This window comes from Limnobacter sp. (assembly GCF_046297615.1).
In the GTDB taxonomy this organism is placed as follows: domain Bacteria; phylum Pseudomonadota; class Gammaproteobacteria; order Burkholderiales; family Burkholderiaceae_B; genus Limnobacter.
This window is the reverse complement of record NZ_JBKBHM010000001.1, coordinates 434246-453791: the sequence shown is the minus strand read 5'-3', so window position 1 is coordinate 453791 and position 19546 is coordinate 434246. Positions and strand designations below refer to the sequence as shown.

Below are 19546 nucleotides of genomic sequence, written 5' to 3'. Positions count from 1 at the left end.
AACCTAGAAAGTTAACCATGCTTATAATTGAACGGCCAGCAGCTTATTTCGAGGTACACAGATTGCCGATTGTTCTCGACACACAAGATGGCGAAACTAGGATAATACGTCGAGTTGCACTCAGCGACCTTCTCACAGAGTTCGACGAGCGCATTAGCAGCGAGCTGAACATGGACCCACTAGGCCTGCAGGTCATCTGGTCGGCCTATGGGCAAAAGATCTTCCGTAACCGCATCAGCTCCATTTCCAACGACGTCCGCAACTACACGCTCAACCTTTTTAACCACCGGGTGACCAAGGCCCTGGTCGATGACGATGCTGTGCAGCTGGGCAAGGGGCTGCAGCAGGACAAGGCTTACGCGGGCCGGGGCAAGGATTCAACCGCCTTTAAGCAGGCCTGCCTGATCTACCTGGAGAACCTGTTCACCTTCGCGATGGTGGAAGCGCAGGCCCAGAACAACGTAGAGACCGCTGGTGTGCTCGGTATTTCCAAGGCTCGTCGGCGCTGGGAAGAGACTAAAGGCAATCCGCGGCTAGTCTTCAGCCCTAGCGCCCGAGCCCACGTGCTAGTGCGGCAGAATTCGCTCGGAGTTAGCGGGCGTTACAAGACTCCGTTGGTGGAGATGGATTTCTTTGACGGCAGCTATGACTACGCGCTGCCCGCGTCGCGGCCGCAGTGGCTGAAAGCGCAAGCGCAGTTGTTTGCACAAGGCAAACCTCTGGCGCACTTGCAAGCGCTGTTGCACGGGCACTTGGCCAAACTACTGGCGGACCCACGTCGAGAGCCTGAGTTGAACTTTACCGAATTGCCAGCGGAGCTGAAGCAGGCCTTCGTCGAGGCTTTCCGGTCGCCGACGCGGGTGGGAGCGTATGCGCGCGACTTATGGCTCGGTGTTACCGAACTGGACCAGGGCGCGCCCGGCGCATTGTACGAGGAGCTGAAACAGGAGTGGCTGCCGGATGGTCAGGTGCTGGAGCGACCGACCGAGCAGGTGTTCGCGCTCGCGGTCGGGCGTGCATCGCTTGCGGCAGGCGATCGCGACAAGCTCGAACGCGTGCGATTGCTGGAGCCCTTCCTTGCCGAGCTGGAATTGCTGATGGGGGTAATGCTCTCTGCTAAATCCCAGTCGGTTAACGAGGTGTTGGCGGGCTGGACGTCGCTCGGCCGCGATGAAGCTGTCTTACCTCAATTAGCAATGCCCATTGAGCGCGATGTCACGATGCGTTCGCAGGTGTCGGGAACGGCCGCCGAGCGACTGACGGAGTTGTTGGCGTTGGCGCGCAGCAACAGCGTACAGCAGCAGGTGGAGCGTTTGCTCAAGTACCACGAGAAGGTGATGGAGGCGCGGGGCCAGTCGCCTTGGCTGCGGCTGCTGAATGGCAGCCAGCTGAAGATCGACGTGCGCACCCGCAAGCTGCCGGCTAAGGAAGACCGGCCAGTGGGTACCTGGGTCCACCAGTACTACGTGCCGCAGTTTCGCCATCTCCTCTCCGGGATGAGGGGGCTTGCATGAAGCTGCTGGATGCCTTTCGCCAACAGGTGCGGGCGCTAGGTCCGCTCAAGCGGGCCTGGTTCACCACATTCAACCTGAGTATCCCGTTCTTCGAGACGCATGTGCTGCCCGAACTGCTACAGGGCGACGCCGATCCGCCCGCCAACCGAATGGACTACGAGAACATGCAGTTGCGGCTGGCTGAGCGCGGTATCGACCTACGCGTGTTCTGCGACCTGCGCATGATGGAAGCCGACCAGCTTAAACGCACAGGGCTACCGGTGCACGGCATGCTGCCAGGGCGGATGGGACTGGAGCGGTTCGGCCTCGAGTCGCTTTTCCACCCCAAGGTGATATTTCTGGAAGACGAAGGTGGCCACATGGTGCTGGGCGCAGGCAGCGCCAACCTCAGCGTCAGCGGCTGGGGGCGCAATCAGGAGGTCTTCTGCTTCCACGCTGTTAGCAACAACGAGCAGTACAAGCAGATCAAACGCTTCTTCGAGCCGCTGTTCGCGGCGGCTGGGCTAGGCGAGGCGCTGGGTGTGCGCAAGCAGTTCAAGGGCGACGACGAGGGCTGGCGCTTTGTACACAGCTTTGAGCGCGAGAGTTTTCTGGAACTCCTGCTAGCGGATACTCAGGCTGAGCGGCTGACGGTGTGGTCGCCGTACTTCTCGCGCGACCTCGCGGGGCTGATTGAGAGGATCCGGGCACTGGCGGGCCGGAGGATCGCCTTCTCCATCGTGCCCGATCGCGTCGGCAACCGGCATGTGCGCACGAAATGGTCGGAGGCAATCGGGCAACTGCTGGACGAGGGTGGGCTCGCCTTTCATGACCGGCCTTTGCCGCGGGCGGACGGGATCGAGATGACCCACGCCAAGCTCTGGCTGGCACAAGGGCGGAGGGCGCGCCTAGCCGTCGGCTCGTGGAACTGCACCGAACCGGGCAGCGCGAGCTTCGAGCTGCGTAACGTGGAGGCCGGCATCTTACTCGATGTGGCGCCCGCAACGCAAATTGCCGGACTGCCACTGGCCATGGGTGCCAAGGACTTCGGCACCGATGAGATTCTGCAGGACGACGAGTTGAATCCACCACCTTATCCCTTGCCGTTCGAGCTGCTGGTCAGTTTCGACTGGGCGCAGGGGCGCTACGAGGTTCAGGGCCGGCTGTACGAAAGGAACGAGGGCACAGGCTACACGCTGCGCCTACCTGGAGTGAAGCAGCGCCAGGCATTGCGGTGGAAGGAGCGCCGCATCGATGGTGCTTGGCCGCTGGAAGCCATCCCGCTGAATCTGCCCGACAACGAGGCGCTGCTTGCTGACCATAGCTACGAGGTCTGGCGCGGTAATAGCCTAGAGTACCGCGGCCTGGTGCTTGAGACTAACCAGACCCATCGGCGCTCCCAAGGCTACGACTCTTTAAAGGACTTACTGAACGACTGGGTTGAAGGCGTCGAGCCTGGCGGCAGCGGTAAGCCCCGATTGCGCCCAGTTCTGCGCAACGACGACGTTCCCGACGATGGGCCAGTGCCGCCGACAATCGCAGCCGATGCGGCTGGGCTGAGCTACTTCCGCGTATTCCATGCCTTCGAACAGTTCCGCCAGCGGCTACGCCAGGTTGATTCGCGGAACCTTCTGGAGAGGCTGCTGTTCGTACAGGTCGGGAGTCTGCAGGAACTGGTGGCCAAGGTGAACGCGCAGGCGGCGGCCCCCGGCGGCAGCGTTGTGTTCAACTGGTTTCTGCTGCAGGAGGCGAATTCGCTCTATGCGGAGGCGCTAGAAGCATACCGCCGCACGCGCGCGAAGTATGCGCGGTCCGCGTCGCCGGAAGGCGCAAAGTGGCAGAGCCTGAAGCCCAACACACGGCTGTCGCGCCTTCCGCCGAATATTCGGGGCAATGCCGAATACATGCGGCAGTTACTGGAGGCTTGCGGCTATGAACGCTGAGCGCTGGGGCGCGTTGACGCCGGAGCAGGTGTCTGGCTGGATTACCTTCGACCGCGAGCGCGCGGACTGGACTTATCGCGAAGGCGACCGAACCATGGCAGCGCGCCAGACCGAGGGCGTGGCCGGGTTGTGGAACAAGCTGGGCCGCCACCGCGCGGCCTTGCTGGCCGACGAGGTGGGCACGGGCAAGACGCTGCAGGCGCTGGGCGTCATGGCGTTGCTCTGGAAGGCGAACCCCGATGCCTGTGTTCTGGTCTTGGCGCCTAACCGCGACATCTGCCGCCACTGGGAGCGTGAGTACGCCAAGTTCGTGCGCACACACTACAAGCAGTCCGACGATATAGTGCGGCGCATGCGCGACGGCGAGCCAGTGAAAGTGGCCAAACTAGCTTGGTCGCTGGCCGATCTGGCTCAAGCCGTGGAAGCGCAGACGCATCGGTTCTTTATCACGACAATCTACTCGCTGAGTGGGTTGATGCGCGACGCGCACGATGAGGGCGTAGACAAGCTTGAGGGCGCCGCAGTAGCCGCAGCCGGTATCCACCGCCGCCTGAAGGCTGCGCTGGGCGGCAGAGGTTTCGACCTGCTTGTTGTGGACGAGGCGCACTACTTCCGAAACAGCCGAGGCAGGTCGCAACGCGCCCATGCGGCGAGCAAGTTCTTCGGCCCACCTGGTAATCGCTTGGGCGAGCGGGCGCTGCTGATTACGGCAACGCCCAGCCACGCTTCGATGGATGACGTGGCAGCGATTTTGGGCTACGTGGCAGAGGTTGGCCAGGACAAGCCGGAGGCGCTCTTAAAGAAGTACGCCCTACGCCGCCTGCGCCGCATGAAGGGGCGCGACGGCAGCTACGACAAGTACGGTTACCGCCACGAACGAGCGGTGGCGGCAGACCTGGCGCACGACCCGGCAGCCGAGTTATTTTTCGCGCTGTACCAGAAGCTGCTAGTGAGCAAGGAGGTGCAAGATGGCCGGCGCTTTCTCTACGGCTACCTAGAAGGCTTCGAATCGTTCAAGGTTCAGGCGCCCGAAGTGGAGCAAGAGACCGAGGAAGACGTTGCCAAGCCCGACTTTCAGGGCGCGCGCGACACCGAGATCCTCACCCGGCTGGCGCTTATGCACGAGAGCCTGGGCGGCTTGCCAGCGCACCCCAAGTACGACGCACTGGTAAACGCCTGCGTACCGGTCGACGTGTTCGATGCGGGAGTGGATATCCATGAGCACAAACACCTGGTGTTCGTACGCAGGATTCCCTCGGTACGCGAGATCGTTGCGCGCGTCAACGCTGCCTACGACCGGCAGATGGGGCGGCGGATCGTACAGGCGCTAGCTCCGGACGACGCAAGGGGGCTGCTGAGGCGGTGGGAGGCCAGCTACTGGTCGCGCGAGGTCTTCAACCGGCACTTTGGCGGCCATGGCGAGGCCGACGAAGAAACGCTTCTGGAGGGCAATGACGCTGCGGTTGAAGAGCACGCGGATGCGGATGCCAACGTGCATTCGAAGGTGGCCGATCTGTTTGTCGTGAAGAAGACGGGCTCGCAGCGGAGCACCGACGCCTCGAACTTCAGCCTGCGGCTGCGTAAGCCGGAAAGCTTGTTCACGCTGCTCCTGGAGCCGGCCAGTGATTACAAGTCAGGAACTTACGGCTACCATTACCGAAAGCAGTCCGGTGGCCGACTGCGCGACGAATACGCCTCGGCGGCAATGGAGGCGCGCGGCACCGGCGAGAGGCGCGGCGGCGTGGTGGCAGACGAGAAGCTGGACTTCGTGAAGCCGATGCCGACGCTTTGGGGGCTGATGTATTGCCAACTCGCCGCCGCCGACCGTGAGCGAGTCGACCGCTTAGCGGGAGAGCCGGTAAAGGCCGAGAGCTTCGGCCGTTACCTGAAGAACGGCTTTCTATTCGCCAGTCCGGTGATCGTAGAACTCTACTGCTGGTACGCTGAGCTCCGTAAACGCGGAGAAACTGGCGATGCTCAGCAGCGCTATCTGGCCTTTCTGGATTTTTTAGACGCACGTTTAAAGGACTCGATGGCTTTGGCCTACTTCCGCGCCGCGCTGCAGACCTTCGATGCCGTGTGGGAGAACGTGTCTGGCGAAGACCGCCAGGGCTGGCACAAGCTCACTGGGCTAAGCAGCCCCGCTTTCTATGCAAGTGGCGCGGTCAAGGACCGGCAGCGGCTTATCCTAGGCTTCAATAGCCCCTTCTACCCGAACGTGTTGGCCGCGACCTCGGTACTTCAGGAGGGTGTAAATCTGCACTTGCAGTGTCGCAAGGTACACCACTACGGCATCGCATGGACGCCGGGCGACAACGAGCAACGCGTGGGGCGGGTGGATCGGCTCTTCGGCAAGGTGAATGCACTGCTGGAGCGCGACGGCCGGGCCGAACTAGCGATCCAGTACCCGTACTTGGCACGCTCGTTCGACGAGGAACAACTGGCATCGTTTGTTCGCGAGAAGCATCTTGTCGAAGAGCGCATGGATGCATGCCGACAGTTGCCGGTTAGCGCCGAAATCGACCTGCGGCGTGCGAGCGATGCCTGGCGTAGCTACCTGCGCACGCCGCGCGAGGACATGGTAGCGTCGAACCTGGTCGATCCGTATCCGTTCAATCCAAAGGAAGAAGGTCCAGACGGTGTCTACATGCCACACTTGGCCGATGGGTACGCCGACGACTCGTAAAGCGAGCGCTTCCCTTGCAAAGAACGAGAAGGAATGGATGAGCTCGCAGGCGACAACGCGATATTGCGGTGAGAGACCATTGCAATTAAGTCACGTTGGATTGAAGAGTAACGGCGATGTCAGTTTGTCAGAATATCGCGACTCATGTATTCATACTAACCATCTAATGCAATCGTTCTGCATTCCATGGACGGATGAAAAACAAACTCAGATTGTAGTTCACTGCCAAAATTGTCGTTTTAGACAAGCATTCCTAAAGCCATAATCATGATCACCTGTTAATTGAATGCCTCATTTCGGTTCCGTCAGTCACTCCGATGTTTAAGCCATCCGTCCAAATTTCCGCCCTATCAGAATTCGAAGGCCAAATAGATACCGATAGTTGTCAAATCGCTTTATTTCTGAGTAAACGGCGCCAATAGTGGACCCTAGGCGTTATTAAGTTCTGTTGTAAAGTCTAACCCTCCGACTTAAGATCACTTAAACTTGTACAGTCAATCATCTCAACCTGTTGATCTTTAGGCATTTTGCGAGCGTTGGCTGCAAAGGAGCGGATTTGACAGCGTCAATTGGATTACCGATCTGGAGCCCTCACCAAGTGAGCGAAAGCAACGGTGTTGCGCAAGCCCTGAGGCAAGCAGCGTCGGAGGCCTCGCTCGACCCAGAGTTGATAACAGACCTCCAACACGCCTTCGGAGTCGGCTCGGCCGTCTGGGAACATCAATATTTGACCATTGGGAAATCTGGCCCTCCAAAACCAACACACCCTGATGGTGCACTCCACTATGTCGCAGGATGGCTAGCAACCGACCCTTATCTCGAGGTACTCACGCGATGGGGAACACATGAACCGTTTTTCCAAAATTTGTATCAGTTAGCCAAGGTTCTCAGAGGGTTGGAACCCTTCCGCTACAGTTTAAGCGGCCCGATTAAAATGGTCTCTGGTCGGTTGATTGATGGTGCGTCATACGTTAAACGCGGTCATTTGCCTTTTCCAGAACTCCTATTCCGAACGTGGAAGGCCAGCAGGCCTGTCGGAATCCCCCAAACAGTTCTGTGGGCAGCTTACTTAAATCACGACGCCTACACGAAAACTCACAACAGATCTGTCTTTGACGCCCCAATCTTAGATCTCATAAGTCAGCTTCGGAATGCAATTGCTCCAGAAAAAAACGGAGGAGAAAAGTGGCTTTCATTGAATAACGCCTTGCATGACATGCAACCAGTCAGAACGCCAGACGAGGTGAGGACCCATTTCCTGCGAAAAGCCGATGAATACTTCAATGATGAATGCTGGCCTGAAATCAGTCGAAACATCAGAAAAATAGGAGTCATTCACAATCCGGCTGTTTATCTAGGATCAAAAGAAACGCTGAGTGAATCGGACAGGCTACTTGTCATTCAGCGCTTCGGGCTAGGCTATGACGACCCTCCAGAGCAGCCGAATCCACTGCCAGTTAGCTCATCCACAGGTGATGCAGTTGGCAAAAAGAGGGGAAGGCTACCAAACACAAAAGACTCTTCAAGCAAAGACCCGCAACCCAAAGTTGAAGAAACTGATGAGGAAAACTTCCTACGTAGCACTAGTGGAAAAATTGGCTCAATCAACCTGGAGTTCGCGCAGCGCGCCGTTTATGCTGAAAACCCCTTCTTGTCTTACAAACAAGAATTAGATGTCTATCAATTTCTCTCTGGCATTGATCTTGAAGAAATCCTGGAGAACAACCACAGACTGAATCAATCAATTGGGAGTGAAGCAAGTGAGCTGAAGGGCTTAGCGATTCTAATCTGGACAGCCGTTCAGATCGGAGGCCATCTTGATGCTGCCGCCTCAATGGTCATTCATTACACGCCACAAAAAGAGTTTGGTCTACAACCGGACCTGTCGGGTATCTGGCGCACTAGATCACAACAACAAAAGAATACTCCAGAGGTCAGTTGTGACATCTTTTTACCTCTAGCAACGATTGAAAAACGAAGCTTCCCCGATCATCTTGTAGCTGATCTAGATCGTCTGTGGAAAACACACTTTACGCACTTGGGTCAAATTTGTAAGCTGAGTAACAAGCTTCTGAGACAGGTGATGACGGAGATTGGCCTTCATCTCGGCCAAACAAAAATCGACTGGACGAGCAATCTATTGCGCACGTCCATTGCCAAAACAAAAGATAACGAAACCCACGCCCTACTCCTTCAATCAAACGCACATACGAAATTTACATCGGATGCTGCGTATTACTCAGTTATCGAGGATCATCCAGCGGGACCACTGAATATAGCTGGCTCACCGTATTGCTTCAGGCTTGACGAGTTTGGGGGTCATCTCAAAAGATTCCTCAATCAGGAGTACTCGGCGGATTCTCTTTGTGCGTGGAACCTATGGACTGACAAGATACTTGCCATCTTGGCTTGTGCAACTGGAATAAGACCAGTAGTCGATATGTTTGCGGAAGTCGAAAATTTTTCCAAAGACTTCTCTTTGGTCCTTATTGATGACAAGGAGGTGGTGACACGCGACTCCAGAAGGATCGTTCAACTTCCAAAAACCGTATCATCATTGCTAGCCAAAAAGTACCTCCAATCCCTAAGAAGCCTCAAGAACAAGCTCCCTACCAATCACCCAATCCGATCGGGTATCGACGATCTACTTCAGCACAGGTCTGAGGCTAGGATCCCTTTGTTTTTCCATTTGACCGAGAAGGGGATCGAGCATGTTCATTTCGGTAAAGTGGCAAGTAGCATTCATCCTGGGCTACCACCTAACTTCGCACGCCACCTAATTTCAAATCACTTGCAGATTGACGATAGAGAGCTGATTTCTATCCAACTGGGTCATCAAATTGAGGGGCTATACAGCTTTGGTCCCACGAGCCTGCGAACTCTCAAAAATGACCTAAAAGCGTTGGCCAACGCATTTCAGAAGTTTTTTGATGATCAAAGTATTGTTGTTCCTAATGCACCAGAGCTAGCAATAGAACAGTTAAACGTCTCAGCACATCTACCTACCAGCTTCGGCAAGAGGAAGCGAAACGCTGCCATGATGGCGAGGTGGAAGTCGCTATCACGCGATATTCAAAATTCTATAAAAGCGCGGATCGCTGAAGAACGTCGAAACGGAGAAATTGATAAGCCGTTGAATCTTCTACAAACGGTAATTAAAGAAACAACTGCCGGAATTACCTCAGACTTTGAACGTACTTTATTGAAGCGAATTTGTACGAAGCAATTCCGACTTTTGCTTCCTGACATGACAGAGCTCTTCGATAGCCCATCAAGAAACCGAACTCCTAAGCCGGTATTCAGCTCACACTTTCTGACGCTGTTGAATGAACGAGCCTCAACACACCCAGCCTTTATGAAATTGTTAAGGGAGGCAAGGCCTAGATCAAAGTCTGATGCATTCACCCTATTGGCTCTATCACTTGTGAAGAACAATGGGATCACCGACCCACAACTTTTCCAACAGCTAACCAATAGACGATTCGAGACACTAATACTCAAGGATCAAATCCACATAGAAATTTACCCAGGAAAAATTGCGAGACCAAATGAAACATGCAGACGCCACCAACTTTCCGCAAACTCAAGGAGATTCATTGATACTCTGAGCGCATTCAGCGATCATCCATTGCGAGCAACAAATGTAAAACTCTCCGACGACCTTACAGATAGGTTGTCGGAGATCTTTGGAAATACGCAGAGCGGGAAAACAGCAGAAGACCTTGTCCAGCACCTGCAGGCGATAGAGTATGCTCATCAGCGATTCACCCTCCCTGCTGCACTTGCCGAAGTGGCTCGAGGTGCTACAAAACACAGAAGCATTGATAGAGCAAGTCTGCTTGCGATCAACGGCGAACCCCGACCCACCGTCACCGAATCGGAGATGCCAAAACCAAGTTCATGTGAGTTCACACACAGAGACACAGACATAACGAAAAGCATTCGGGACCTAGTGCGGTCAATTGGCGTTCAACCTATCGATTTCGATCAACTGGAGCGCGGTACTTGGCATAAATCGATCGCGCACCGGGCTCTGATAACTTTCACTCGAGATTTATTCCAAAGACGAGGTCTGGGTCGGCCATATCTGGCTGACTCAACCAAGAGACTGTATCTTGGGCGGATTGCTGAGTTTTTCCGTAGAACAGATGCCCAATCTGCGATACAAGCGCTGGACCAAGAGGATCTTCAAGAGACGATCGACGTTTACCTGGACGAGCGCAGTGCGTATATCGACACTGTCATTGATGACGCGCGACAGATTGGTGCTTTTTGCAAAGCGCTATTGGCAAATGGCTTCCCAGGACCATTGTCGGTCCCATACATCGATCCAGATTTCAATCCGAGTACGATGCTTCTTAGCAGGCAAGAACTTGAACAGATCGACAAAATTGTCTACGAAGGCCATTCAGATCAAGATATCTCTGTCTATGCCCTTTACAGATACTTCGGATTCAGACGACGTGAAGGTCTAAACCAAGGTGTGTCACGAGTCTTCGATAGTGGGTCGGAGATGATCATCCAAATAAAGGGTGATTCGACATTTCGAACAAAAACTCCTGGAGGAAACCGGAATGCCAGAAGTTTATGGCCTCTGCCCACCGCAGCCGTCAACGCCTTTAAGGTACGCCTGAGACAGGGTCGCGATCTTGCCTCACCGTATCTGGTATCAAAAAGCGATCATGAAATCATCGTTGGCAACATTACTCGCGCAATCAAATCAATCGTAAGCCGTGGCCACATCCATGTGCTTCGGCATAACTATGGCGATAACCTGCTCCGAGAACTTTTGAACTACGCGATTTGGGGGGTTCGCAAACCTGACTCAGCCACCCCAAGGTGCATATCGGTAACTACACCACAGGGCATACGGCGCCACACGCTACAAGCCGCTGCGAGACTTTTAGGTCACAGCACACCCAAGATGTTGCTAACCACGTATTCTCATTGTGGATTCGACGTACTGGACAGCATTTACCGCCAATCCAACCACGACGAAGCTGCATTTGATGAAGCACACCAAATTAAACATAATTCGACTGATGATCAAAACACAACACCACTAGAGGTGGTAACGAGCAACCCAAAAAGCAAATCAATCGCAGTTACAAAACCAAGAGCAATCGATTTTATTACAAGAAAATTTTCTGAACTTGATAGTGTTATACCAATAAATGAATCCCTGGAGATTCTGGAATTTTCTAAGTATCTGAATTCATTGCCCGACACACACCGTCCATCTTTGGGATCGAACTCTGATAAAAAATATCTAAAACCTTCTCGTGTCTTTTTGCGTGAACTTCAAGACTCCAATATCTTACGTAGTACATGTCAAGAGAGCCTAAGCGAAGTTTTTAGTTTCTCGATCAACTCGCTAGAACCTTTCCTTAGACACGAGTCGAAATATATTCGGGAACAGTTAGCAATCCAAGTTAGAAGTTTTCTTTCTAGAGTCCACAACAACCAACCTATCGGCAATTTCAATAAAGATAAACTTTTCGCAGTCCGGGAGAATAACTTTTACCTAGACTTCTCACTGTTTCTCTCAATAATGAAACTCAGCGAGACAACTTTTAGCGACTATTGCTTCAAGTCCAATTCACCCACAGATCAATACATCAACCAAATTTTACGCGACCTTGGTTTCGGTGAGATTTATTTAACCAAACACGACCATCGAAAGTCTCTAGAATTCAACTTGGAACATGGCCATTATTGGCTCTTCACCGCTCGGCCCCCAGAATCCTCAATGGATACGCATGAGGCAAATCCAGCAAAGGACACAATTGTAAACAATGCTAAAAAGAAGCGTCGAGGCAGACCAAAAGGCTCGAAGAATACCGAAAAGTCTAAGATCGTTCGTGCGTTCGACAATTCGAAACTGTATCTCTACGGAATCACCCTACAAATTTTGATGTTGGCTAACCATGAAACTCGAGATCATTAAAACCCCACTAGCTGAAAAAATGTCTGACGAGTCTAATGGATTCTCGCAAGCCGACACTGAGAAAGCCGAGCGCCTACTCAGGTCAGCAAGATCTAATATCACTAGCAGCTTGATCCATTTATTACTAAAAAGTGCCGGTGAAACCAGTGAGGTCAAGCCAAAATGGGATAAAAGCGACGATTCCACACACCTAATTATTTTTCACTCATTCCACATTGAAAACGAAGAAGAAAATCTATACGAAACAATTAAGAATAACGTCAAGAATTTGATAGACAATTTTCCTTACTACCTTTATTTATGCGAAAAACTCGCCTTCTCCAAATCAATAACACCGTTGATTAAAAATCACGACATACTTAAAACTCTTGACCCTACAATCAGTGCTTTTGTTGAAAAATATCTGTATGAAAGCATTGCAAGCAAGGGACGGATTACACTGACCGGATTCTTTGAAGAGCATGACATTGGCCTTAGTAATCTAAAGGTAAGTTTCAAAGAATCCAACGACGTTGGCACAGACCCGAATCATGTGTACACGGCCACAGGTGTAGTAATCGATTTCAACTACGATGATCGGCAATTTACGTTACTCGAACATACAGGTGAAGAAAAAGGTGGCGATGAGAAGGGGACAAAGATTAGATTCAGATTTTCTGAAGATGAAATTTTAAGTGCTGGTCAAGAGGCCTACTTTCATCGGTATTGTATTGAACCGTATCCTGTGATCACCGTTCACTATCTAAGGCTAAGCTCTGGGAACTATGTTCGACTAGACCTAATGGAGGAGATGAGAGTAGGCTTCAACCCCCCTGATGCGCCTCAAGACTCTCCCAACATTGGCCGATCTGAATCGCATGACTTCACATGAATATTCGGCAGAATTACCAACCTACCATCCAGCCGCGACCTCACAGCTAAGCTCCCGGTGGCAGGCGCTCTCAGGTAGGTCGAGGGTGCTTTTCATTGTGATTTTCAAACCACAAGTTCAACTCACGAACATCAGCTTTCGGATCAAGTAGATTGCTCAGACGAACATAGGTGGCTTACAGGTTTTCACAAATCTCTCGACAGTGCAATTGCTGTACTAACTCTCAATCTGCCGTCTGACGACTTGGAATTGCTGTTGTTGCGCAAAGAGCCTTGTTTCAATTGTGGTGTAACCAGCACGGTTGTCCTTCGGCCAGTCGACGAAAGCTTGTGTCGTTCTGTCATAGCCAATCCCATGCTCCAACACATGCATCACTAAATCTCCAAGCAGACCAGTGGCAACATCTTTGCTCGTTAGCACCCGGCGCATAGTCTCACAGTTACAGCAATCCAAGGTAAAGGCTACACAGGCAGTCTTAAAGTTATTACAGCGAGTCCACACTCGTCCAAATGCCCAAGGGTGGCATCGCGAGTTTGTTGGCGCGAAGAATAACCAGAGAACTGTCTCTACGTGCCTTGCGCCATAGAGACAACAGACTGGCAGTGATGCCTGATTTGCGGGCTACCAGGGAAACTGTTTTTCCTCCCGACAAGTTTTCAACCCCGTGCGTGCTGAACAGCGGTAATCACATCTACCGCCCGCTCGGGTTGCCATCTGAACTCATAGTCGTAAACTTAGGTGTATTGCCAGGCCTAAGTTTAAGGGACACCTCCGGTACTGTCATTCAAGGGGCTGTTCACATTGGAGTGTGGTTGTCGAAAATTCTACTTTTTCATTTTTTGTGATCAATAGAATTATGGTCATGGGTTCACCAATCCAGTCATTTTGAAAACACTCCAACTAAGAGGTCTCACCATGAAATTCTTGACTAAAGTCTTTGTTCTGCTACTGGTATCAACAACAGCAAACGCGGCCAACTTCTTTACATCAGTTCACATAGGCGCGTCTAACCAAGGTAGAACCTTCTTCGTCGCAAACAGCGAGAAATCACTTGCGGAAGCGAAAAAGGGAAGCTTACAAATGTGCGCCAAAAAATACGATTCAAAGAACTGCGAGAGCATCTATGCGGACAAAGGGGAAGGTTACCTATCGGTTATTGATAGTCCAGACGGATCATATGGCTGGGCATTCGATAGCGATCGCCAGGCCTCCATTGACCATGCATATGAATCTTGCAAGAAGGTATCCAAAGTGAGCTGTAACTCAAAAGCAAGCGTTGTGGAACCATCACTGTCGAAGTCAACGGTTCAAAAAATGGAATCCAATAAATATCCCCCCGCACCAAAGGCCCAACCTGGGGTGACCACCTGCAACAGCAAGTGCATCAATGGTGACTGTTATGTGACTTACTCAAGTGGTGAGAAAAAGCGTGTCCAGGTTAGGCAACAGTATGACGGCTTGAACAACACCTGGTTTTATCCATCGCCTGGCTGTTAAATTCCAGTATTACGGCCTAGTCTGTCAGTCGCAATCTTTCAAAAAGATCGACTTCCAGATTAGGCCAAAAAATTTACTCAGTTATGGCAGACCTGTACATTTTTAATTACAGTTCTAATTGAATTTAGTTGACAACACAAATTTTTTTAGACGTAAGCGGCAATTGCTGCCTCATAAAAATAGGAGTCCAGAGAGGCTTGTAATTTGTACAGCGTGATGTCACCCTAGTCATCACGTTGGAAGCTCCGACAGCCATCGATCTGAACTGGGAAATTCTCCAATGGTCACCTAGAAGGTGCTTAGGTCAAGTATATCCCACAGAAATCAACGTAGAAATGATTTTTAAAGTGTCGAATAGAAGGATTAACGCATGCCTCCCGCCAAGGCATTTCAGATAATTCATAAATCTTATTAGCACACCCTTCATTTAAATGAATATCGTCAGTCCTTATAGGTGGGTTAAAAACGGACAATAAATTAATTTTCCATAAATTAATCCATAGTGAACCCAGTCAATGTATTTCAGAAAAGCTTTAGCTATTCTTAGCAGCGTTTACTTTCTTGTGGGCACTGCTCATGCACAACTTGTCGATGTTAAGAAAAAAAGCAAAGATGAGCAGCGAATCGAAATTTTGGCAATCATTCAAGATATTCCTGAGGTTATCAACGGCCAACCGCTTGATCCTGGTCAACGACTTCAAATAAAGAATAATAATCTTACCAACCTGATAAGTGAATCCGCTCTATTGTGTGAGCTTGACTCCATGAATTCGGCCATTCAAGAACAAAAGGTGCTTCTTTCTTATCTAAATAATTATGGACCAAAGCTTTTTCCATTTCAAACCGTTTATGTGCATGATTTAAGCCTGAGATTTAAAGCCGCTGAAGCCAAAATCAATTGCGGTCAATATACACAGGAAAACCTGGATGAAATGGCGTCAGTAATCAAGGCCACGCCACCGGTGTTCATTCTGCGAGACCATCCCGGTTTCTCTTTGCCTGGATTTGAACTAGTTCCTTCAATTCACGTCTTAGAAACCCAATACTTGCTCATTGCTGCGGGTTATGTTCGCTCCTATTTACTCAATCGCCGTTTTGAGTCGTTGAGCGAGTTTATTCAGGTCTCTGAGGGGCTTGTCAGCCACCTCAAGGCGTACTACGAGTCTCATCGATCCCTCGGTATCGACCCTAGCGTGATGAGATTGACTGAAATACTGGTTACTCTTGTTCCGAGATCTGTACCTCTCAAAACTGAGGATGAGAAAAAGCTGTGGTTGGACAAGTTAGAGTTAATTGCTAAGCAATACCGGGAAGAGTACTCAACGCATCCTACCCTGTCTCAGGCAAGGGCCACTGCGCATGCACAGGACACAATCTCTAAATTCCTCGCTATCGCTAAAAGTCAGATGCTTAAAGCTCGATTTGCGTACGGCCTCGATTTAACCGATGTCCAGTGGGAATTAAAGCGCCAAAAGTTGGAAAAGTTTGAGCCGGGACCATTAAAGATGAACTTCGCAATTGCTACAGGCGGTTCTGGCCTGTTTGCTATTGATCTAATGCGTGCCTATGCGAAGTTCGGGAATGTAAAGTCCTTTGAGCAGTTTATTGAGGTGGATTTCCCGATTCATGTGCCAAGATTGTCTTCCACTGACCCTAGAGATCCAATCTTCACACCCAGCATTTACTCGCTTGCGATGTATCTTGAAGCGCACTTGGCTTCACTACAACTGGGTTTGGATGATCTGAGTGAGTCGTTTCTGACACAGTTCCTAGCCGAAGTTGAGGCACTGGCTTATGGAAACTGGATCTACGCCGGACGGTTCAATTCGGAGGTTTTTGATCAGGTGATGCGAGAGTATCTATTTCAGGTCGTAGATTTTCATGCCCTGAACCAGCCCCAAAAAGCAAAGGTGGCTAAGACTCTGTATCGGATTGTCCGACTAATTGGACTAGTTAATGAAAAACTGGATCGAATGGATCAACGGCTGAACGAAACCTCTTTGGCTCAGTTGAACGAGGCTACAAAGCCATTGAAATACAAGTGGGAGTTGGATTTGGCTCGCTTTAAAGCCAGTCCCTCTGAGGCTAACCGAGTTAACTTCCGGAACACCAATGAACGGCTCCTCCAGTTGATCGTAGCAATCAATGTCGGGAATCCCATCTCAAGTAGTATTCGTAAGGAAGTTTTGTCAAGAAATTTTGGCTCTTTTCTTCACAACCGACCACTTCCAACCAGTGAGGCTATGCAACTTGTTTGGTTACAGGATCAAAACACGGGACAAGTCAAGCTGATTACTGCTGAAGCTGGAAATTTCGCAATTTATGATCTGGATCTGCGCCGAATCCAGAAATACACGATCTTAGTTAGCGAAACCATGCGATCTGATTCTACGGTCCAAGGCTTGCTGACGCGCGCCTCGTTAAAGCTACTCACACAGGCAGCTTTGCCAGAGCCAGTAAGAGTCATATTGGCCAACAACCCGGGTAGAAGAATTGATGTTTATGCAGAGGGCTTCCTCAGCGTGATTCCAGTTGATATCTTGTTGACAAACGATGACCGTTTTCTGATTCAGACGCATTCAATTCTTTATCAAGCGCTTCCTGGGCAGAGTCTGGATGCAGGGAATTCGGATGTTGCTCAGATCAAGAATGTTGCCGTTTTTGCTGATGCCGACTATGGTCAGATGCCAGAATCGGCAATCACATTAGCTCTACGCAATTCAATTGAAGTTGAAAAAGCCAACCCAAATCGCTCAGGCTCCTTTCTGACCGGGCTGCAACCACTGCCTTACACTCGCAACGAGGCCATTGCGATCAAGTCCAACCTTTCCTCGCTAGGCGCTGACATCACCATCTTTGACGGGAAAGCAGCTACTATAGAAAATCTCATGACTGTTCAGCGTCCCAACATCTTGCATCTTGCCCTTCATGGATTTGTTCAATCGGACAAAGCGATTTACCGAGGCGAGTCACTTCAATACTTGACTGGCATCGCCTTTGCGGGTGCCAATGAGGATCCCCGTTCCCTTTTCACTGTGAATACAGTGAGCAAACCAGACCTACACGGAACGGACTTGGTGGTACTGGCTGCATGTGACACCAGTGTCTCGGATTTCACCCAAGCCAATGATTACGTTTCGATGCGTAATATGTTTTTCAAACTAGGCGTTTTGAATGTTATAGCAGCTAATTGGTCATTGCCTGACGCGCAAACCAGCGAAGTGATGGCTCTGTTTTATCGTAATCTAGCAAACAAACTGAGTTTCGAGGATTCCCTACGTGCGGCAAAACTTGAACAGATGGAAAAAACACCTAATCCAAAATACTGGGCGGGCCTCACTTTAACCAAACGCTAACTCTGTGCTCAGCGCGGTACAGCTGGACACGTCTGCGCTAAAAGCCCTTGATTCGCCAGAATATGTTGCATCACTTCCAGTCTTTGATTCTCTAGGCGTACGAATTAGCACTGAGGATTTCTTGTCGATCCGGAATAAGTCTGTTTTCTTGCTAACGCCCTGAACGGCCGGAACGAAAAGGCACGCCGGGGTGACTATGCCTGTGGTCGAATGCCGTTTGGTTACCGAGCTGCCGGCGACAGCAGTCTGCACGTTGATGACGACCAAGCCGACACCGTGCGCCGGATATTCCTACTGCGCTCCCGCGGGTCATCTCTGCGTCAGATGACCGCCGACCTGAACGCACTGTTTCGCTCCACTGCCCAAGGTCGCAAGGCGACGCCCACGACGGTGTCGAACATCTTGGAGAATCCCCGTTACCGCGGTTCTGTCGAATACGGGTTCACCTTCGGGAGAACCGAGCAGGTGCTTGAACGGCCGACCTTCCCCCAGCATTGCGGGGTGATGGCTATTAATCGATGTCGCAGTTCGGGCTTGTCTCGCATTTGTCCATGAGATCTCGTAATGCGTAGCGGACATGTTCGATGAGGTATGGCTTCTTCTGCACAAGCGTTGCGTTTATGATCGCAGGATGGTTACCCAAAGAATCAAACTGACGGCTTGCGGGCTGCAAGCCAGCTAGTCCCCTTTTTGCCACCCCAACGCTAGCGAAAGCAAGTGCAGATCCATCTGTACCCGCATTGGCAGTAGAGGTGTAAATATAAATCCCCCACGACTTGTGCGGATATCTTTTAGTGAACTTATCAGACACTAAATCGTTAATCTTTCCGTCCAGGTCAGCGACATTAAGCGAGCCTCTGGGGGTGTAATAAAACTCCCCCCCCATCGCAGCCTGAGACGCTGCCACCAATGCAGCTGCGACCAACAATTTCTTCATGATGTGCCTTCAGTAGTTTTTTGTCAGCAGTGAAATTATCTCAAATCTCTGCGTGAAGAAAAGCCAAACATTTTGCATCGTAAAACCCTTACAGACCGTTTTAAACGCCCTCAGAGCGGTCGGTAATGGGCTGGCAGGTATAGGGCACCCCCCTCTCCTGCCGCACTGGGGTTTTCGTCATTGCCGCCTTGGATGAGTACGACCATCGGCAGCCGTACGACGACCGTCAGGTCGGTTGGACGGCATAGCCCGACACGCACAAAACCAGACCGGTAGGTCACAGCGAGGCCGTGTCCAAGGCGTCTCGATAAGACGGTTGCGGCCATTTGCGCTTGGTTAGTGTCGTGGGCTTGATTAAGAACCCTTGACGAATGTCCCCGAACGAACTCATGGATTCAGGCACCACTGGTTAAAGTGAACCAGTTGCTCCTCGTACAGCCATTGGCAAACCTCCCGGTAGTCAACGGCCTGAGACTGGCCACTTGATCGATAATCTGCCAGCAGATTAGTGAGTTTCTGGACATCTGTAGCCTCAACGCCGTTGATCATGAACCAATGACCCACCAGTTGTTTGGTAGGTACGCCGACTTCTGTGAGCTCCCATACATGCACCACATCCTGGCTGACCTGCGGCATTGGCAAATCAGCTGATCCGCCACGGACAACGACCTCATGCTGAGCAATTTTCAGGAGCCATTGTTGTTCAGGTGTAGAGTCCCATCTGAGCGTCAGCTTATCGCCACCTGGTAGGACCTTGAATACCGCCAGGTCTGTAAGCATGACAGGACGGTTAAGCGAATTGTTAGGCATGGCCAC

At 51.3% G+C, this 19546-nt stretch carries 10 protein-coding genes; 8 read left to right on the top strand and 2 right to left on the bottom strand.

The genetic code is table 11. The annotated features are described in order from the left end of the window. The first annotated feature begins 17 nt into the window (after positions 1 to 17). The 8 genes from ACK4FF_RS02040 to ACK4FF_RS02005 all read left to right on the top strand — a co-directional run bounded on the left by ACK4FF_RS02040 (position 18) and on the right by ACK4FF_RS02005 (position 18348). Positions 18 to 1514: a hypothetical protein gene (locus ACK4FF_RS02040; RefSeq protein WP_409704081.1), complete on the top strand. Its 1497-nt coding sequence runs from the start codon at positions 18 to 20 to the stop codon at positions 1512 to 1514. Beyond that, entirely contained in the window at positions 1511 to 3436 is a 1926-nt protein-coding gene (locus ACK4FF_RS02035; RefSeq protein ID WP_409704079.1) for a hypothetical protein, read from the top strand. The genes ACK4FF_RS02040 and ACK4FF_RS02035 overlap by 4 nt, the downstream gene beginning before the upstream one ends. Further along, positions 3426 to 6122, top strand: coding sequence for a DEAD/DEAH box helicase family protein (locus ACK4FF_RS02030; RefSeq protein ID WP_409704077.1), 2697 nt, complete (start codon positions 3426 to 3428; stop codon positions 6120 to 6122). The genes ACK4FF_RS02035 and ACK4FF_RS02030 overlap by 11 nt, the downstream gene beginning before the upstream one ends. Positions 6123 to 6720: 598 nt before the next feature. Beyond that, positions 6721 to 12069 (top strand): hypothetical protein, encoded by a 5349-nt coding sequence (locus tag ACK4FF_RS02025; RefSeq protein WP_409704075.1) that lies wholly within the window; start codon positions 6721 to 6723, stop codon positions 12067 to 12069. After that, positions 12050 to 12940 carry a hypothetical protein gene (locus ACK4FF_RS02020; RefSeq protein ID WP_409704074.1) on the top strand — a complete coding sequence of 297 codons (891 nt, stop codon included), beginning with the start codon at positions 12050 to 12052 and terminating at the stop codon, positions 12938 to 12940. Before ACK4FF_RS02025 ends, ACK4FF_RS02020 begins: the two co-directional genes overlap by 20 nt. A gap of 915 nt (positions 12941 to 13855) precedes the next feature. Further along, the gene (locus ACK4FF_RS02015) at positions 13856 to 14437 is read left to right on the top strand and encodes a DUF4189 domain-containing protein (protein ID WP_409704072.1); all 582 of its coding nucleotides are present in this window, start codon (positions 13856 to 13858) and stop codon (positions 14435 to 14437) included. Between the two features lie 515 nt (positions 14438 to 14952). Next, on the top strand, positions 14953 to 17793 hold the full coding sequence (locus ACK4FF_RS02010) for a CHAT domain-containing protein (RefSeq protein WP_409704070.1): 2841 nt from the start codon (positions 14953 to 14955) through the stop codon (positions 17791 to 17793). 210 nt (positions 17794 to 18003) lie between these two features. Then, positions 18004 to 18348 (top strand): recombinase family protein, encoded by a 345-nt coding sequence (locus tag ACK4FF_RS02005; protein ID WP_409704068.1) that lies wholly within the window; start codon positions 18004 to 18006, stop codon positions 18346 to 18348. Here the strand turns inward: ACK4FF_RS02005 and ACK4FF_RS02000 are convergent. Together ACK4FF_RS02000 and ACK4FF_RS01995 are read right to left on the bottom strand one after the other, a co-directional pair. Next, the gene (locus ACK4FF_RS02000) at positions 18305 to 18730 is read right to left on the bottom strand and encodes a hypothetical protein (protein WP_409704066.1); all 426 of its coding nucleotides are present in this window, start codon (positions 18728 to 18730) and stop codon (positions 18305 to 18307) included. The genes ACK4FF_RS02005 and ACK4FF_RS02000 overlap by 44 nt on opposite strands. Before the next feature lie 387 nt (positions 18731 to 19117). Continuing rightward, positions 19118 to 19546 carry a hypothetical protein gene (locus ACK4FF_RS01995; protein ID WP_409704064.1) on the bottom strand — a complete coding sequence of 143 codons (429 nt, stop codon included), beginning with the start codon at positions 19544 to 19546 and terminating at the stop codon, positions 19118 to 19120.